Annotated in this window: 19 protein-coding genes and 1 pseudogene; 19 read left to right on the forward strand and 1 reads right to left on the reverse strand. The window is 36.4% G+C overall.

The window, feature by feature from the left end:
- The first annotated feature begins 309 nt into the window (after window positions 1–309).
- The 17 genes and pseudogenes from IGL23_RS06525 to queG all read left to right on the forward strand — a co-directional run bounded on the left by IGL23_RS06525 (window position 310) and on the right by queG (window position 12019).
- Window positions 310–603 (forward strand): WXG100 family type VII secretion target, encoded by a 294-nt coding sequence (locus IGL23_RS06525; RefSeq protein ID WP_033594709.1) that lies wholly within the window; start codon window positions 310–312, stop codon window positions 601–603.
- Between the two features lie 25 nt (window positions 604–628).
- Window positions 629–895 (forward strand): YiaA/YiaB family inner membrane protein, encoded by a 267-nt coding sequence (locus tag IGL23_RS06530; RefSeq protein ID WP_033594710.1) that lies wholly within the window; start codon window positions 629–631, stop codon window positions 893–895.
- 81 nt (window positions 896–976) lie between these two features.
- Window positions 977–1231 (forward strand): hypothetical protein, encoded by a 255-nt coding sequence (locus IGL23_RS06535; protein WP_016617319.1) that lies wholly within the window; start codon window positions 977–979, stop codon window positions 1229–1231.
- Window positions 1232–1240: 9 nt separating this feature from the next.
- Window positions 1241–1603, forward strand: a complete 363-nt coding sequence (locus IGL23_RS06540; RefSeq protein ID WP_016617320.1) for a hypothetical protein — start codon at window positions 1241–1243, stop codon at window positions 1601–1603.
- Entirely contained in the window at window positions 1594–3036 is a 1443-nt protein-coding gene (locus IGL23_RS06545) for a T7SS effector LXG polymorphic toxin (protein WP_033594712.1), read from the forward strand. Before IGL23_RS06540 ends, IGL23_RS06545 begins: the two co-directional genes overlap by 10 nt.
- Window positions 3037–3059: 23 nt before the next feature.
- Window positions 3060–3377, forward strand: coding sequence for a hypothetical protein (locus tag IGL23_RS06550; RefSeq protein WP_029742320.1), 318 nt, complete (start codon window positions 3060–3062; stop codon window positions 3375–3377).
- A gap of 233 nt (window positions 3378–3610) precedes the next feature.
- Window positions 3611–4480, forward strand: a pseudogene (locus IGL23_RS06555) (hypothetical protein); the annotation flags it as partial.
- Between the two features lie 17 nt (window positions 4481–4497).
- Window positions 4498–4770, forward strand: coding sequence for a hypothetical protein (locus IGL23_RS06560; RefSeq protein ID WP_016617324.1), 273 nt, complete (start codon window positions 4498–4500; stop codon window positions 4768–4770).
- Between the two features lie 339 nt (window positions 4771–5109).
- Complete coding sequence (locus IGL23_RS06565; RefSeq protein ID WP_050443321.1) at window positions 5110–5712, forward strand: hypothetical protein; 603 nt, start codon at window positions 5110–5112, stop codon at window positions 5710–5712.
- A 20-nt stretch (window positions 5713–5732) separates the two neighbouring features.
- The gene (locus IGL23_RS06570) at window positions 5733–5945 is read left to right on the forward strand and encodes a hypothetical protein (protein WP_016617326.1); all 213 of its coding nucleotides are present in this window, start codon (window positions 5733–5735) and stop codon (window positions 5943–5945) included.
- Window positions 5946–5963: 18 nt separating this feature from the next.
- Window positions 5964–6476, forward strand: a complete 513-nt coding sequence (locus IGL23_RS06575; RefSeq protein ID WP_016617327.1) for a hypothetical protein — start codon at window positions 5964–5966, stop codon at window positions 6474–6476.
- Window positions 6477–6517: 41 nt separating this feature from the next.
- Window positions 6518–6715: a hypothetical protein gene (locus IGL23_RS06580; RefSeq protein WP_016617328.1), complete on the forward strand. Its 198-nt coding sequence runs from the start codon at window positions 6518–6520 to the stop codon at window positions 6713–6715.
- Between the two features lie 339 nt (window positions 6716–7054).
- On the forward strand, window positions 7055–7276 hold the full coding sequence (locus IGL23_RS06585) for a hypothetical protein (RefSeq protein ID WP_016617329.1): 222 nt from the start codon (window positions 7055–7057) through the stop codon (window positions 7274–7276).
- A gap of 183 nt (window positions 7277–7459) precedes the next feature.
- Window positions 7460–9349 carry an ABC-F family ATP-binding cassette domain-containing protein gene (locus tag IGL23_RS06590; protein WP_033594825.1) on the forward strand — a complete coding sequence of 630 codons (1890 nt, stop codon included), beginning with the start codon at window positions 7460–7462 and terminating at the stop codon, window positions 9347–9349.
- Between the two features lie 17 nt (window positions 9350–9366).
- Complete coding sequence (locus IGL23_RS06595; RefSeq protein WP_002357569.1) at window positions 9367–10314, forward strand: thymidylate synthase; 948 nt, start codon at window positions 9367–9369, stop codon at window positions 10312–10314.
- A 17-nt stretch (window positions 10315–10331) separates the two neighbouring features.
- The gene (gene dfr, locus IGL23_RS06600; RefSeq protein ID WP_002360302.1) at window positions 10332–10826 is read left to right on the forward strand and encodes a trimethoprim-sensitive dihydrofolate reductase; all 495 of its coding nucleotides are present in this window, start codon (window positions 10332–10334) and stop codon (window positions 10824–10826) included.
- Between the two features lie 23 nt (window positions 10827–10849).
- Window positions 10850–12019 (forward strand): tRNA epoxyqueuosine(34) reductase QueG, encoded by a 1170-nt coding sequence (gene queG, locus IGL23_RS06605; RefSeq protein ID WP_002369389.1) that lies wholly within the window; start codon window positions 10850–10852, stop codon window positions 12017–12019.
- A 12-nt stretch (window positions 12020–12031) separates the two neighbouring features.
- On the opposite strand, the gene lexA is transcribed toward queG, so the two are convergent.
- A complete protein-coding gene (gene lexA / locus IGL23_RS06610) occupies window positions 12032–12652 on the reverse strand; it encodes a transcriptional repressor LexA (RefSeq protein WP_010825248.1) in 621 nt (206 codons plus the stop codon).
- A gap of 150 nt (window positions 12653–12802) precedes the next feature.
- Between lexA and IGL23_RS06615 the strand changes: the two genes are divergently transcribed.
- Window positions 12803–13045 carry a DUF896 family protein gene (locus tag IGL23_RS06615; protein ID WP_002384502.1) on the forward strand — a complete coding sequence of 81 codons (243 nt, stop codon included), beginning with the start codon at window positions 12803–12805 and terminating at the stop codon, window positions 13043–13045.
- 71 nt (window positions 13046–13116) lie between these two features.
- Window positions 13117–15111 carry a transketolase gene (gene tkt / locus IGL23_RS06620; protein WP_033594717.1) on the forward strand — a complete coding sequence of 665 codons (1995 nt, stop codon included), beginning with the start codon at window positions 13117–13119 and terminating at the stop codon, window positions 15109–15111.
- Window positions 15112–15135: the final 24 nt, after the last annotated feature.

Genomic DNA, 15135 nt, shown 5'->3' on the forward strand with positions numbered 1-15135 from the left:
TTTAAGTACAGACTAAAAACCACCGTAAAATTTTTTATTTTAAAGAATTTTTACGGTGGTTTTTTCTTTATAATAATTATACATTTAATTAAAAATAATAACAAAATCCATTGATAGATATAATTTTTAATAAAATAAATATTTTAATGATTATTCGCAACGTTTGTTTATATTTCTTGATATATGCCTAAAACGTTATTTAATAACAATTTTTAATATTTCGTTAAAAAAACCTTTATTTATGTGGTGTTTGTGTGTACAATTTAATTATTGTAATAATAAATATACGATTAAAAAGGAGTGGTGAAAATGGTAGGGACAGTTGCGGTAACTCCAGAACAACTTAAGAGTCAAGCTAAAGTTTACGCACAAGCCTCGAATCAAATTAACAATGCAATTCGCAAAGTTAATTCAATGAATCAACAAATTTCGCAACAATGGAAAGGCGAAGCATTTCAAGCGTACTTGGAACAATATAATCAATTAGAGGGTAACGTGAAAAAAATGGAAGAATTACTTATTAGCATCAATCAACAATTGAACAAATACGCTGATACTGTCGCACAACGAGATCAACAGGATGCACATTCATTTGGTTTTTAAATAATTATAGTTGTTGGAGGGGAAAATGAATAATCATTTAAAGAAAAAAGCTTATCGAAACACACCAGCTTTTGTGATGTTAGCATGGGGTTCGTTTCTGTTCTTTGTGGTATTAATTTTGGTGGGACTTTATACATTAAAGGAGCCTTTAATGGTAAAGGGATATTATTTAATGGGATTGGCAGGGTTAATTTCTTCTTCATTCACTTTATCTAAAGTCATTAGAGATAATCAAGAAGATGAAGAAAGATATAATCAGATGTTTCGAGCACATGAAGAATCAGAAGAGTAAGAAATTTCTTCTGATTTTTAATGAATTGAAAGGGCATTCTTTTGAATGCTCTTTTTATATAATAATTAAAGGAGGAAGCTGATGGTAAAAATCGCATCCAATCAAGGCACTGCCCAAAAGGCAATTGCCGGGATCAAGAATGTATCTGTGAGTAAAAATCAAACATGTCATTTAGGAGAAAGCAATATTTCAAGTATGAAAAAAGGGGTTAAAGTCAGTAATCAACTGCTCAATAAATTAGCAAAAGTAGTCAATGGTGTCAACGCACAAGCTAATAAATTCCCCAAATTAGCGGCAACGATGGCGGCTAGAGATAGCCAAACAACGTTTAAATAAGGAGAAACGATGGAAAAGGATACGAATGAAAAATTAAGAAGGAACTATGCGGAACAGATTGTCGAAAAAGAACGAGCGATGGATCAATTGTCGAAGGAAAAGAAGCAAATCCAAACCATTTTTGGTACACTAGAGTATGAACTAACTAGAAATTTTCGCGAACTTGAGCAACTCAATGCAGAAGTGATTCATAAAGGCGGTAAGTTTACGCGTTGGGAGCAAGAGGAGCTCTCTGGAAAACAACGCTATTTAAAGGGCTTTTTACAACAACAGACACATGAATTAAGTCAAAGATACACAAAAGCAACCGCACAATCGAATGAAGAACGACTACAGCTCCAAAGAGAAAGGAGTCGGTTGTCATGGGATTAATCTACTCCAGTAGCGATTCTTCAGCAATGATGCGTGCGCTGTCCAGCAACCTAGCAGTTGCCCGAACAACCACCAGTGAGCTAACAGCTGGTTGTCAGCAACTAATCGCAGCCATCGACGGTCATACATTGTCTGGCGCTGCTTATAATGCGGGAAAAGGGCTATTTTCAGAATTAGTGATTCCGACGATTCATCGAATGACTGCCGCCGTTGATAACGTCCAAAGTGATTTGGTCAAATACAACGCTGCGGATTCATTTATTGCCAGTGAGGGCTTTTTAGATGAAGACAAACTCAAATTAAAAATAAAAATCATGAAAGCCAATCAACAATTATTGCACGATTCTGCTAGAGCAGTCGCCACATTAGCCCATAGTCAGCCAATTCCAGGAATTTATGAACTCTTACAAAATGCCCAACGGACCTTTATTAAGATGGCAGAAAGCATGCAACAGGACATTGATAAGCTCCACAAGCAAATACAAAAGCTCAATGAGTTTGATCGACAAACCAAAAACCTATTCGCCACTAGCTTAGAAGAAATGCAGTTGGCGATGCAAGGGATCTTAGTCCTGAATGAAACAACGGTCAAAAGCAACGGCCTCTACACCTTACCAAGTGGTGTTGATAAAAGTTACTTTACGGAAATTAAAAAAGATACTAAAAATGAAGTGACTGACAAACAATTATTAGAAGGCTGTACGATTATTCGTGTTCATGATAGATCACGCGGCTTTGAGTATTACATGTTAGAAAAGGACGGATATTCCTACCGAATAGACGAGAAAAAACTATCAGGAAACTTAGCTTCCCTAGTAAAGAAATACGACTTAGATGTAGTAGAACTGACGCCAAAGGAACTGACTACCCGGGTCAATAACCAACAGAAAAAAGGTTATAATTACTTTGAAAAAGATGACAGAGTTTTGGGATTAGGTCTCCTGTCAAAAGGCCAAGGAGTTATGGATGAAATCCAAGAATCAGGTGTGTGGGATTCCCTGTGGATGTTAGGAATGGGCATTGCGTCGGTAAGGAATGCGCAGACTTTTTCTAAGAAAGTCAGTGGGAATAAAAATATTGATGATATATCTTGGAGTTTAAATAAAAATGGAGCAAATATAAATGGGCGTGATTATTCAGGACATGCTTTAGAAAGAATGGCTCCTCATACTCCTGAAATCAGAGCACAACTGCGAACAAGAGCTCAAGAAATTGCTAAAAATAACGATTTAGTTCCAGGATCTGATCCATATAATAAATTTGTCAACAATTATATAAAGCCAAGAAATATACCGCCCTTTGTAGTAGAAGAGGCTATTCAAAATGGCACGAAATTGAAAGGAAACAGACCCAATACTTGGTCTTTTGAAACTAAAGATGTTAAAGTCATCACTAATGATAGTGGTAAAGTCGTAACAGTTATACCCAAATAATTATTATGTAAGGAAGAGTGGAAATGGACATCAAATACGATGATTTAGAATTAATGGAACTATTCTATTCAGAAGGACAAAGTTTAACAGGAAATATAGAAGATGGAGATATTTTATACCGAAGAAGTAATGAAAATTTCAACTTAACAATGTTTATATATACGTATGAGCAAAGGATTAATGTATTTTTGCAATATAAAGAAATGGATATGATTTCTATTGAATTAAAAGATATTTCAAGTTTACAAAAAGCAGATCACTATTTGAAAATTTATCGTGATGATCAAGAGGTAGGGAATATTTGTTTTGGAAAAAACTTTTTAATTAATATAGAGAACTGAAAAAACACTATCACTTGATTGTCAGTTAAATGATAGAGCTTTGAATTGTAAGTAGTGACTTACTAATCAAGTTGACAATAGCTAATAAAATATAGCTATATCTATCAAAAAACAAAGTGATTGTAGTTGATTCAACTACAATCACTTTGTTTAAAATAAATACAGAATCTAAAATTAAAAATCATAAATCCACGACAACAAAATTTACATAATACCAAACTAACAGCCGTAATATTCAAAGTATCTTAATCCTGAATGAAACAACTGTCAAAAGCAACGGCCTCTACACCTTGCCAAGTGGTGTGGATAAAAGTTACTTTACGGAGATTAAAAAAGATACTAAAAATGAAGTCACTGACAAACAGCTGTTAGCGGGTTGCACCATTCTTTATGTTCATGATAAAAAGAACGGTTTCAATTATTACATGCTAGAAAAGGACGGCTATTCCTACCGAATAGACGAGAAAAAACTATCAGGAAACTTGGCTTCTCTAGTAAAAAAATATGACTTAGATGTAGTAGAATTGACGCCAAAGGAACTGACTACCCGAGTCAATAATCAGCAGAAAAAAGGCTATAATTACTTTGAAAAAGATGACAGAGTTTTGGGATTAGGTCTCCTGTCAAAAGGTCAAGGAGTCATGGATGAAATCCAAGAGTCAGGTGTGTGGGATTCCCTGTGGATGTTAGGCTCAAGTACCGCAGCAATCCGAAGTACCCAGACATTCTCTAACGAAACTGGTGGCACGAGTAATGGCTTAAAAGGAAGTAAGAATGGACGGGCTTATACGCTTGATAGGAATAAGAGTGCTGAGGCTAAATTTTCTGGAGAAGATATCTTTAACTATACAAACAAAGTGAACGAGCACATGGCTAATCCTGATAGAGCAGTTCCAGCTCAAACATTGAAAGAAGTAATCAATGGTGGTATCTCAATGTCTGACCCCAGAGGTTCTAGTGCGACAATGTATTATAGTAAAATTTATATTAATGACAAGAAGTATAATTTTGAAGTGCTTTATGATAAACCAACAAACACTGTTTATCACTTTAAATATGACAGAAGTCCATTGGGCCCATTACCAGCAGTATCAAAACAATAATACTGGAGGAAACTATAATGACAAAAAAAGAGCAACTATATTATTTATTAAATGGTTTGAATCTTGGAGAAATAGAAATTAACCATTTTACAAATCAGTTTATGAAAATTTTTGATTTAGAAATAGATTATGATGAATTGTCGAATAAAGAATATACAGTTCTAGGAAATATTTCTGATATGTCAGCTAGATTTTCTGATAATACAGAAGATTTGAAATTACCTAATGTGTACTATAGCGAAAAACAAATTAGAGATGAAGTATTCTATGCTTTAAAAGAATTAATGTAAATCATATAAAAAAAGACGATTTACTGATTGATAATTAAATAATAAGGCCTTGATAGTAAGGATATAGGTTCATCAATCCAGTTGTCAATAGCTAACAAAATATATCTATCAGAAAAAACAGAGTGATTGTGGTCAATTTAAACCGCAATCACTCTGTTTAAAATAAATATAGAACCTGGATTTAAAAATTATTAATACACGATAACAAAACTTACATAATACCAATCTACAAGTCGCAACCTTCAAGACATTGACAAACTCCACAAGCAAATACAAAAGCTCAATGAGTTTGATCGACAAACTAAAAACCTGTTCGCCACTAGCTTAGAGGAAATGCAGTTGGCGATGCAAGGCATCTTAGTCCTGAATGAAACAACTGTCAAAAGCAACGGTCTCTACACCTTGCCAAGTGGTGTGGATAAAAGTTACTTCACGGAAATTAAAAAAGAAGCTTCTACGGTTCTTGAAACAGCCAAACCAAAAATAGAGCTAATCAAGAAAACCGACAGTCTAGAAGAAATCAGCAGAAAAACCATTGCTTGTGCAAATATAGGCATTAATCCTTATACAGGAAAGAAAATTAGTCAAAGAGAAGCCAATAAATTCAAGTATACTGCATGGTCTGGAACGCTTACGGAGATTGGAAATGTCGTTTTAGGCTCATATTATGGAAATAAAGCCGCTTCACGACTGGACGGACTTGATAATGTAGGGAATGTGAAAAAAGGGAGAAGTTCCGCTAACGACGCCTTAACTAGCAATAAAAACAGAAAAAATTATGTATTAGATAGAAATAAAAGCACAGGAACTGTGACTTATAAGAAAGTCAATGGGTCTACAAATACAGTCTGGGATGATATTAAAGGTACACAACCTCCAAGAGAAGGAACTACTATTCCTAAATCGTTCGAAATGAGTGTTAATGGGGAAAATTGTGGGTAAATCCAAACGGAACCAAGCACATGGTAGAATATTCAACTCGAAATTTATCTCATGGACAAAAACTTACCGAACAACAATTATTAAGGAGTTTTCAAGGTGCTGTAGAACAAGCTACCTCTACAGGGATAAAATTTAATGCTAAAATAATAATAGATAATTGGGAATTAATATTTAGTCCGGCTAGAGAAGCAGGACAATTACCAGTTATTAAACATGCTGTATATCTGCCTTAACTATGGAAGGAGCAAATTATGAAAATTAAAAGTTATGAAGATAAACTAGTCAAAGATGATATGGAAGTTGACTATTATGTCCCAATCACGGTATCATTTTCAGAAAATGATGATAAGTATAGTTTAGGAGAATTTTATTATTATAGATTCGTTAACGAACACGAATCCTTCGTTGAGCTTAAAATCAATTCTGTTACACAGAAAATTGTAGAAGTAGTATTAACAGCCATCAATGATATTGAGGAGTCTAATTTATTTATTGATGAGTATACAGAAAAAAATCCAGTAATTCAAACAGATATTTTTAATGGAAATTCGATTATAACTAAAGAATCTGGTTTTAAAATATCTAGGGAATATAAAAGGTTGTATTTTAAGCTAGATAAAGAAAAGATAGATTCTGTTGTAAAAATGTCTAACCATGTATCTTTATTTCTAAATGAAGACAGTGAGATTGTTGGTCTGGAATTTTCTAGCTTTTCAGATAATGAATGGGCAGAACTCAGTGAAAGTATACAATCTACTACTTGATTTTATTTTAAATAGAGACGATTTATAGGTGGTGCGAAATAATGGTATATTCCCAATCTAAACAATTTAGTACAAATCAAGTAAAGTTAAAAAATGAAGGCAAGGAGTTGTTAAATGAATTAGATAAAAGATGTAATATATCTGATGATGTTCAAAAAACACAATTAAAACTAATCTATTCAGAAATTAGTTCTATGGTTAGTTCTGTTGAAAATCCACAATCTATAAAAAAATTATAGCTTCTTATCCTCAATTGATAGTAGATACTTGGGATTTCTCAGACGAATTAGGAATTAGATTATTACATTTCAAAGATTCATATAACAAATTTATGAAAAAAGTGTTTAATGGTAATTAATTAGTAAATAACATTAGAAAAAAGTAGAGTGATTGCAGTTAATTCAAACTACAATCACTCTGTTTAAAATTAAAAATCATGAACATAGGATAACAAAGTGTACATAATATCTATCTACAAGTCGTAATATGCAAGGCATCTTAGTCCTGAATGAAACAACTGTAACTTTTGGGATGGACTGTTCTCCTATGAAATCTTATCTGAAAAGAGCATTTCAGAAATGATTAAAAAACATGCAGGAAATGGAAAAGAACATTATGGACTTGGAATTTGGTTGGTAAATCCAACAAAAAATCATACGCATATTTATATTGAAGGTTGTGATCCCGGTGTTTCCTGTATTTCACTGTTCAATCCTTTGGGAAAAGATATATACACAGTTTTTAGTAATTATGAAGACAATGTTTGGGAGCTTGCTCGAGGCTATTTATCAAGAAAATAAAGAACATACAGAACCTTAGACAAAACGGGTTTGAATTTTTATCCAAGGTTAAGGTTCGCTACATATGAAATTCTCTCTTGACGAAGATTATTCTGAACGTCTATAATTTATTTTTTTGGTAGCCGCATACGCTGATTTTTGATACAATAAGCAAGACCAAAATAGAAGGAGTTGGTAGTGTCGGTGAAAGAATTAAAAGTAATAGATTTAACCAAAACATATGGGGAAAAAACACTATTTGATCATCTTTCTTTTTTGATTCATGAAAAAGATCGCATTGGTTTAATTGGGATTAACGGCACAGGGAAAACCAGTTTATTAAATATTATTGCTGGCGTAGATAGCGGTGATGGTGATCTTGCTGCAATTCAGCAGCCAAGTGATTATCAAATTGGGTACCTTTCCCAGAATCAAACATTTGACGAGAATATTACGATTGCAGAAGCCGTGTTTCAGGGAGACAGCCCGATCATAAAAGCGGTCAAAAATTATGAATTAGCGTTAGTTGCTTTAAGTGAGAATGGTTTAGACGAAGGGGTTCAAAGACGTTACACGCAAGCAGAAGAAGCCATGAATAAACAAGATGCTTGGACAGCAGATACCAATGCAAAAATTATTTTACAAAAATTAGGTATTCCCACATTGGAAAAGAAAATAGGTGAGCTTTCTGGTGGGCAGTTAAAACGAGTAAGCTTGGCGCAAGTCTTAATTGAAGCGCCTGATTTACTGTTATTGGATGAACCAACGAACCATCTGGATTATGAAACGATTGAATGGCTGGAAAACTTTTTAAATAACTATCGTGGCGCGGTTTTAATGGTGACCCATGACCGCTACTTTTTAGATCGAGTAACCAATCGGATTTTCGAACTTTCTTTTGGAAAACTGTATGAATACAAAGGAAACTATGAAATGTATGTAATGGAAAAAGCCGAACGTGAACGTGTCGCTGTAGAACAAGAAGAAAAAAGAAAACGCCTCTTCAAACAAGAACTTGCGTGGATGCGAGCAGGCGTTCAAGCACGAGGAACGAAACAGCAAGCAAGAATTGATCGGTTTCAGGATTTAAAAGAAAACTTGCATCAGGTACAAACCAATGGCACCTTAGAAGCAGACTTTGCCACGCAGCGTTTAGGGAAAAAAGTTCTGGAAATCAAGGAAGGAAATTATGCCATTGATCATAAACAGCTTTTGAAAGACTTTAATTTACTCATTCAAGCAAACGATCGAATTGGCATTACTGGTAAAAACGGTGCAGGCAAATCCACGTTATTAAATATTTTAGCTGGCCGCATTCCTTTAGAGAGTGGCCTATATAGTATCGGTGAAACCGTCCGAATTGGCTATTATACCCAGCAAAACGAAGAAATGGATCCTAATCAACGGATGATTGCTTATTTGCAAGAAGCAGCAGAAGAAGTGAAACGCAGTGATGGAAGCAGCGTTGGGGTCGCTGAAATGTTAGAGCGCTTTTTATTTCCTCGTTTTATGCACGGGACACTGATTGGCAAACTGTCTGGTGGAGAAAAACGCCGGTTATATCTCTTAAAATTATTAATTAGTCAGCCTAACGTGTTATTATTGGATGAGCCAACCAACGATTTGGACATTGATACGTTGACCATTTTAGAAGATTATATTCAAACGTTCAAAGGAGCGGTAATTGCGGTTTCTCATGACCGTTATTTCTTGGATAAAACAATGGATAAATTGTTAGTTTTTCAAGGAAATGCTCAGATCCTATCATTTTATGGCACAATGAGTGAATATTTGGCGAACCAAAAAGAACAAGAAAAGGTCAAAGAAAAACCGCTCAATAAACCAGTAAAAGAAGCATCGACAGAAAAGAAAGAAAAAACAAAGCTGACTTATATGGAACAAAAAGAGTGGGCAACAATTGAAGAAGACATCACACAATTAGAAACGAAATTAGAAACATTAACTGAAGAAATGAATCATCAGGGTGATGATTTTGTTCGTTTACAAGAATTGCAAGAAGCAGTAACAGCAACGGAACAATTGTTAGAAGAAAAAATGAATCGTTGGGAATACTTGAGTGAATACGCGGATTAAGAGACGGAGGGAATAAGATGGAAGAAGCATACTTAGCGCTAGGAAAAAAGATTTTAGAAGAAGGTCATTTTAAAGAAGACCGTACAGGAACTGGTACGTATAGTTTATTTGGCTATCAAATGCGTTTTGATTTGGCCAAAGGATTTCCCTTACTAACAACCAAACGAGTACCGTTTGGCTTGATTAAAAGTGAGTTATTGTGGTTTTTAAAAGGCGACACGAATATTCGTTATTTGTTAGAGCGAAATAATCATATTTGGGATGAATGGGCGTTTGAACGTTACGTAAAAAGCGCAGATTATCAAGGACCAGACATGACGGATTTTGGGCATCGTGTCTTACAAGATCCAGCGTTTGCAGAACAATACAAAGAAGAACATCAAAAATTCTGTGACGCCATTTTAAATGATGCAGAGTTTGCAGAAAAATATGGTGAATTAGGGAATATTTATGGTGCGCAATGGCGTCACTGGGAAACCAAAGATGGTAGCTTTATCGATCAATTAGCTAATGTGATTGAAATGATTAAAACCAATCCTGATTCTCGCCGTTTAATTGTTTCCGCTTGGAATCCAGAAGATGTGCCTTCAATGGCGTTGCCGCCTTGTCACACTATGTTCCAATTTTATGTAAATGAAGGAAAATTAAGCTGTCAACTTTATCAGCGCAGTGCCGATGTTTTTTTAGGTGTTCCTTTTAACATTGCAAGCTATGCTTTATTGACACATCTGATTGCGCATGAAACAGGTTTAGAAGTGGGGGAGTTTGTACACACGCTAGGAGATGCCCACTTATATCAAAATCATGTGGAACAAATGCAAGAACAATTATCACGAGAAGTTCGTTCTTTCCCAACGCTCGTTTTGAATCCAGACAAGGCTTCTGTTTTTGATTTTGATATGGAAGATATTAAAGTAGAAGGCTATGACCCACATCCAACGATTAAAGCGCCGATTGCCGTATAAAAAAGGAGAGAGAAGCTATGTTAGCAGCTATTTGGGCCCAAGATGAACAAGGAGTGATTGGTAAAGAAGGCAAATTGCCTTGGCATTTACCCAACGACTTGAAATTTTTCAAGGAAAAAACAATTCATAATACATTGGTCTTAGGACGTGCAACTTTCGAAGGCATGGGATGTCGTCCGTTACCAAATCGAACAACGATTGTTCTTACCAGTAATCCGGATTACCAAGCTGAAGGCGTTTTGGTTATGCATTCCGTAGAGGAAATTCTTGCGTATGCTGACAAGTATGAAGGCGTGACCGTTATTGGTGGAGGTTCTGTCGTTTTTAAAGAATTGATTCCCGCATGCGATGTCTTATATCGGACGATGATTCATGAAACGTTTGAAGGCGACACTTTCTTTCCAGAAATTGACTGGTCTGTTTGGGAAAAAGTTGCCACTGTTCCCGGCGTCGTGGACGAGAAAAATCTCTATGCACATGACTATGAAACGTATCATCGAAACGATAAATAATAAAATGAAGGGAGGCATGAGCAATGCCGACATTGAAAGAAAAAATTATTCAAGAGAGTCAACGTTTAGGCATCGATAAAATCGGCTTTACTCATGCTGAACCATTTATTGAATTAGAAGATTCTCTACATGAACAACGAGAGCGAGGATATAACTCGGGGTTTGAACATCAAAATGTGGAAGAACGAATTTACCCAGAAAAAACGTTTGAGCATCCTAAAAGTATTATCTCCATTGCTTTAGCTTATCCCACCAAAGCTCAGGAAAAAATGCCTAGAGATGAAAAGCGTGGACAATTTGCGCGAGCCTCTTGGGGAATTGATTATCATCACATTTTGCAGGATCGGTTGCAAAAATTAATTGCTTTTATTGAAGAGCAAGCTGCCACTGAAGCAGAAAAAGAACACTGGCGCTTTCGGCCACAAGTAGATACTGGCGAATATGTTGACACCGCTGTTGCTCAGCGGGCGGGTTTAGGATTCATTGGTAAAAATGGTCTACTGATTACCGAAGAATTTGGTTCCTTTGTATATTTAGGTGAGGTGACCACCAACATTCAATTTGAACCAGATGAACCTGTTCCAAATGGTTGCGGTGATTGTACTCGTTGTATCACAGGGTGTCCTACAGGGGCTTTGTTAGGGGACGGTCGAATGAATGCTCAAAAATGTTTGTCTTATCAAACGCAAACAAAAGGCATGATGCCTGAAGAGTATCGGAAAAAAATGCGTAACGTCATTTATGGTTGCGACATTTGTCAGCTGGTTTGCCCTTATAATAAAGGAAAAGATTTTCATTTTCATGAAGAGATGGAACCAAAGATTGAAGAAGTTTATCCCAAATTGGCACCGTTATTAACTATTTCCAATAAAGAATTTAAACAGCAATTCGGACACTTAGCAGGATCTTGGCGTGGTAAAAAACCATTGCAACGGAATGCTTTAATTGCGTTAGCGAATTTGGGCGGCCGTGAAGCTATCCCACAAATTATTCTCTGTTTAAATGATCAGCGTCCTGTCATTCGCGGAACAGCTGCTTGGTCGTTAGGTCAGCTCGCAAAAAGAGAACCCGAGCAAAGTTTAGAAGCTTTAAATTATCTACTTTCTGTAGAAACTGAAGCAGAGGTTATCGAGGAAGCTCAAAAGGCTATTTACTTGTTAACAAGCAAAAAAGGAAGCCGCTCAACGGAGTGACTTCCTTTTTTATTAAATATGATTGCGATATAAACCAACAACTTTACCTAAAATTGTAACGTTATCTAAAAGAATAGGCGCTAATGCATCATTTTCAGGCTGCAAGCGGATATGATCTACTTCTCGGAAGAATCGTTTACAGGTTGCTTCATCTTCATCGGTCATTGCGATTACGATGTCGCCATTATTGGCATTCGATTGCTTACGAACAATCACTTGGTCGCCATCTAGAATACCTGCGTTAATCATACTTTCTCCTCGAATCGTCAACATAAATAAAGTATTTTCTTCTGTACGTAAATCAGGAGGTAACGGGAAGAAATCTGATGCTTCTTCCACCGCTAAAATTGGTTCACCAGCAGTTACGACACCTAACATCGGAATAGTTGTTGGTTGAATTCCGATCTTTTCCAAGCCTTCTGGTGTTAATTCGATTGCTCGCGGTTTTGTTGGGTCACGTAAGATTAGACCCTTTTTTTCAAGACGAGCTAAATGTCCGTGAACGGTAGAAGTTGAGGATAAATCAACAGCCTTCCCAATTTCGCGAACGGTTGGCGGATAACCCTTTAATTCGACTTGTTCGTATATATATTTAAGTACTTCTAATTGTCTTGTTTCTGTACGTTTCGCCAAAACCCGCACCTTCTTTCAATTGATAAAATTAGTGTACCATAAAATGCGAACGAAATCAAACAAGCGTTCGTGTTTTATAAATATCAGAATATAGTTGTTTTTTTAAGGCAGTTCTTATAATATAGACAGTGAGAGTAAGGAGGGATTTTGATGTTATCGAAAGAAAAAATTGCCCGTATAAATGAATTAGCGAATAAAGCAAAAGTGGAAGAACTTAGTGCGAAAGAAAAAGTCGAACAACAAGAATTACGTAAAGAGTATTTAGAAGCATTTCGTGGAGGGATGCGTCACCATATCGAAGGAATGAAGGTCGTGGATCAAGAAGGGACCGATGTGACTCCTGAAAAACTAAAACAAATTCAACGTGAAAAAGGACTTCACAACAGAAAGTAATTGCTTTCATTGTCGAAATAAGCTACACTATGAATAAAGGTAAAAAAAACCTAAATTAGGAGATGATTTTTTTGTTTGACAAGACAGATCAATTGGGCGTTAATACAATCCGGACATTAAGTATTGAAGCCGTACAAAAAGCGAACTCAGGACATCCTGGTTTACCAATGGGTGCTGCCCCAATGGCGTATGCACTTTGGACAAAACATTTAAAGGTGAACCCAACAACTTCTAGAAACTGGGTTGATCGTGATCGTTTTGTACTTTCAGCAGGCCACGGCTCTGCAATGTTGTACAGCTTATTACATCTATCAGGATACAACGTAACAATTGACGATTTGAAAAATTTCCGTCAATGGGATAGTAAAACACCAGGGCATCCAGAAGTGCACCACACAGATGGTGTTGAAGCAACAACAGGACCTCTAGGACAAGGGATTGCTATGGCTGTTGGTATGGCAATGGCTGAAGCGCATTTAGCTGCAACTTATAATCGTGATAGTTTCCCTATTATGGATCATTATACGTACGCAATTTGTGGTGATGGCGATTTAATGGAAGGTGTTTCTCAAGAAGCAAGTTCAATAGCTGGTCATATGAAATTAGGTAAATTAATTGTCTTGTACGATTCAAATGACATCTCATTAGATGGACCAACTTCTAAAGCCTTTACTGAAAATGTTGGGGCTCGTTATGAAGCATACGGATGGCAACATATTTTAGTTAAAGATGGCAATGATTTAGATGAAATAGAGGCTGCGATTGAAGCGGCTAAAGCTGAAACGGATAAACCAACATTGATTGAAGTTAAAACAGTCATTGGTTACGGAGCACCAAAAGAAGGAACTTCTTCCGTTCACGGCGCGCCAATTGGCGAAGAGGGCATTACAGCGGCTAAAGCTGTTTATGGTTGGGAATATCCTGACTTTACTGTGCCAGAGGAAGTCGCTGCTCGTTTTAAAGAAACGATGATTGACGAAGGCCAAAAAGCTGAAGAGGCTTGGAATGAGATGTTTAAGAACTATGAACATGCGCATCCAGAATTAGCCAAACAATTTAAAGAAGCTTTTGCCAACCAATTACCTGAAGGTTGGGAACAAGAATTACCTAAATATGAACTAGGAACAAGTGCTGCAAGTCGTGTAACAAGTAAAGAAACGATTCAAGCTATTTCAAAAGTTGTTCCAAGTTTCTGGGGCGGTTCAGCCGATTTATCTGCCTCAAATAATACAATGGTTGCTGCAGAAAAAGATTTCGAACCTGGTCAATACGAAGGCCGTAATATTTGGTTTGGTGTTCGCGAATTTGCAATGGCTGCAGCAATGAACGGGATTCAATTACACGGTGGTAGCCATGTTTATGGCGGGACATTCTTCGTCTTTACTGACTACTTACGTCCAGCAATCCGTTTAGCCGCTTTACAAAAAGTTCCTGTAACTTACGTCTTAACGCATGACTCTGTTGCGGTGGGTGAAGATGGGCCAACACACGAACCAATTGAGCAATTAGCAAGTGTTCGTTGCATTCCAAATGTTCATGTGATTCGTCCAGCAGACGGCAATGAAACTGTTGCTGCTTGGAAAATTGCTATGACTTCTACGGAAACTCCAACTATTTTAGTTCTAAGTCGTCAAAACTTACCTGTTTTAGAAGGAACGTTAGAACACGCTTCTGATTCTGTTCAAAAAGGTGCTTATGTATTGTCACCACAAAAAGGTGAACAACCAGCAGGGATTTTAATTGCGACTGGTTCTGAAGTAAATCTAGCAGTGGAAGCACAAGCGAAATTAGCGGAAGAAGGCATCGATGTATCTGTCGTGTCAATGCCAAGTTTTGATTTATTTGAAAAACAATCTGCTGAATATAAAGAAAGTGTGTTACCTAAAGCTGTGACAAAACGTGTGGCGATTGAAGCTGCAGCAAGCTTTGGTTGGGAACGCTATGTAGGAACGGAAGGCAAAACAATTACAATTGATCACTTCGGCGCTTCTGCACCTGGCGGTCTAGTTCTTGAAAAATTCGGCTTTACTCCTGAAAATGTGGTTAATACCTATAAATCACTATAAATAAACATTAAAAAACCTGAATGC

It is taken from the genome of Enterococcus sp. MSG3299 (assembly GCF_050555765.1).
GTDB lineage: Bacteria > Bacillota > Bacilli > Lactobacillales > Enterococcaceae > Enterococcus > Enterococcus faecalis.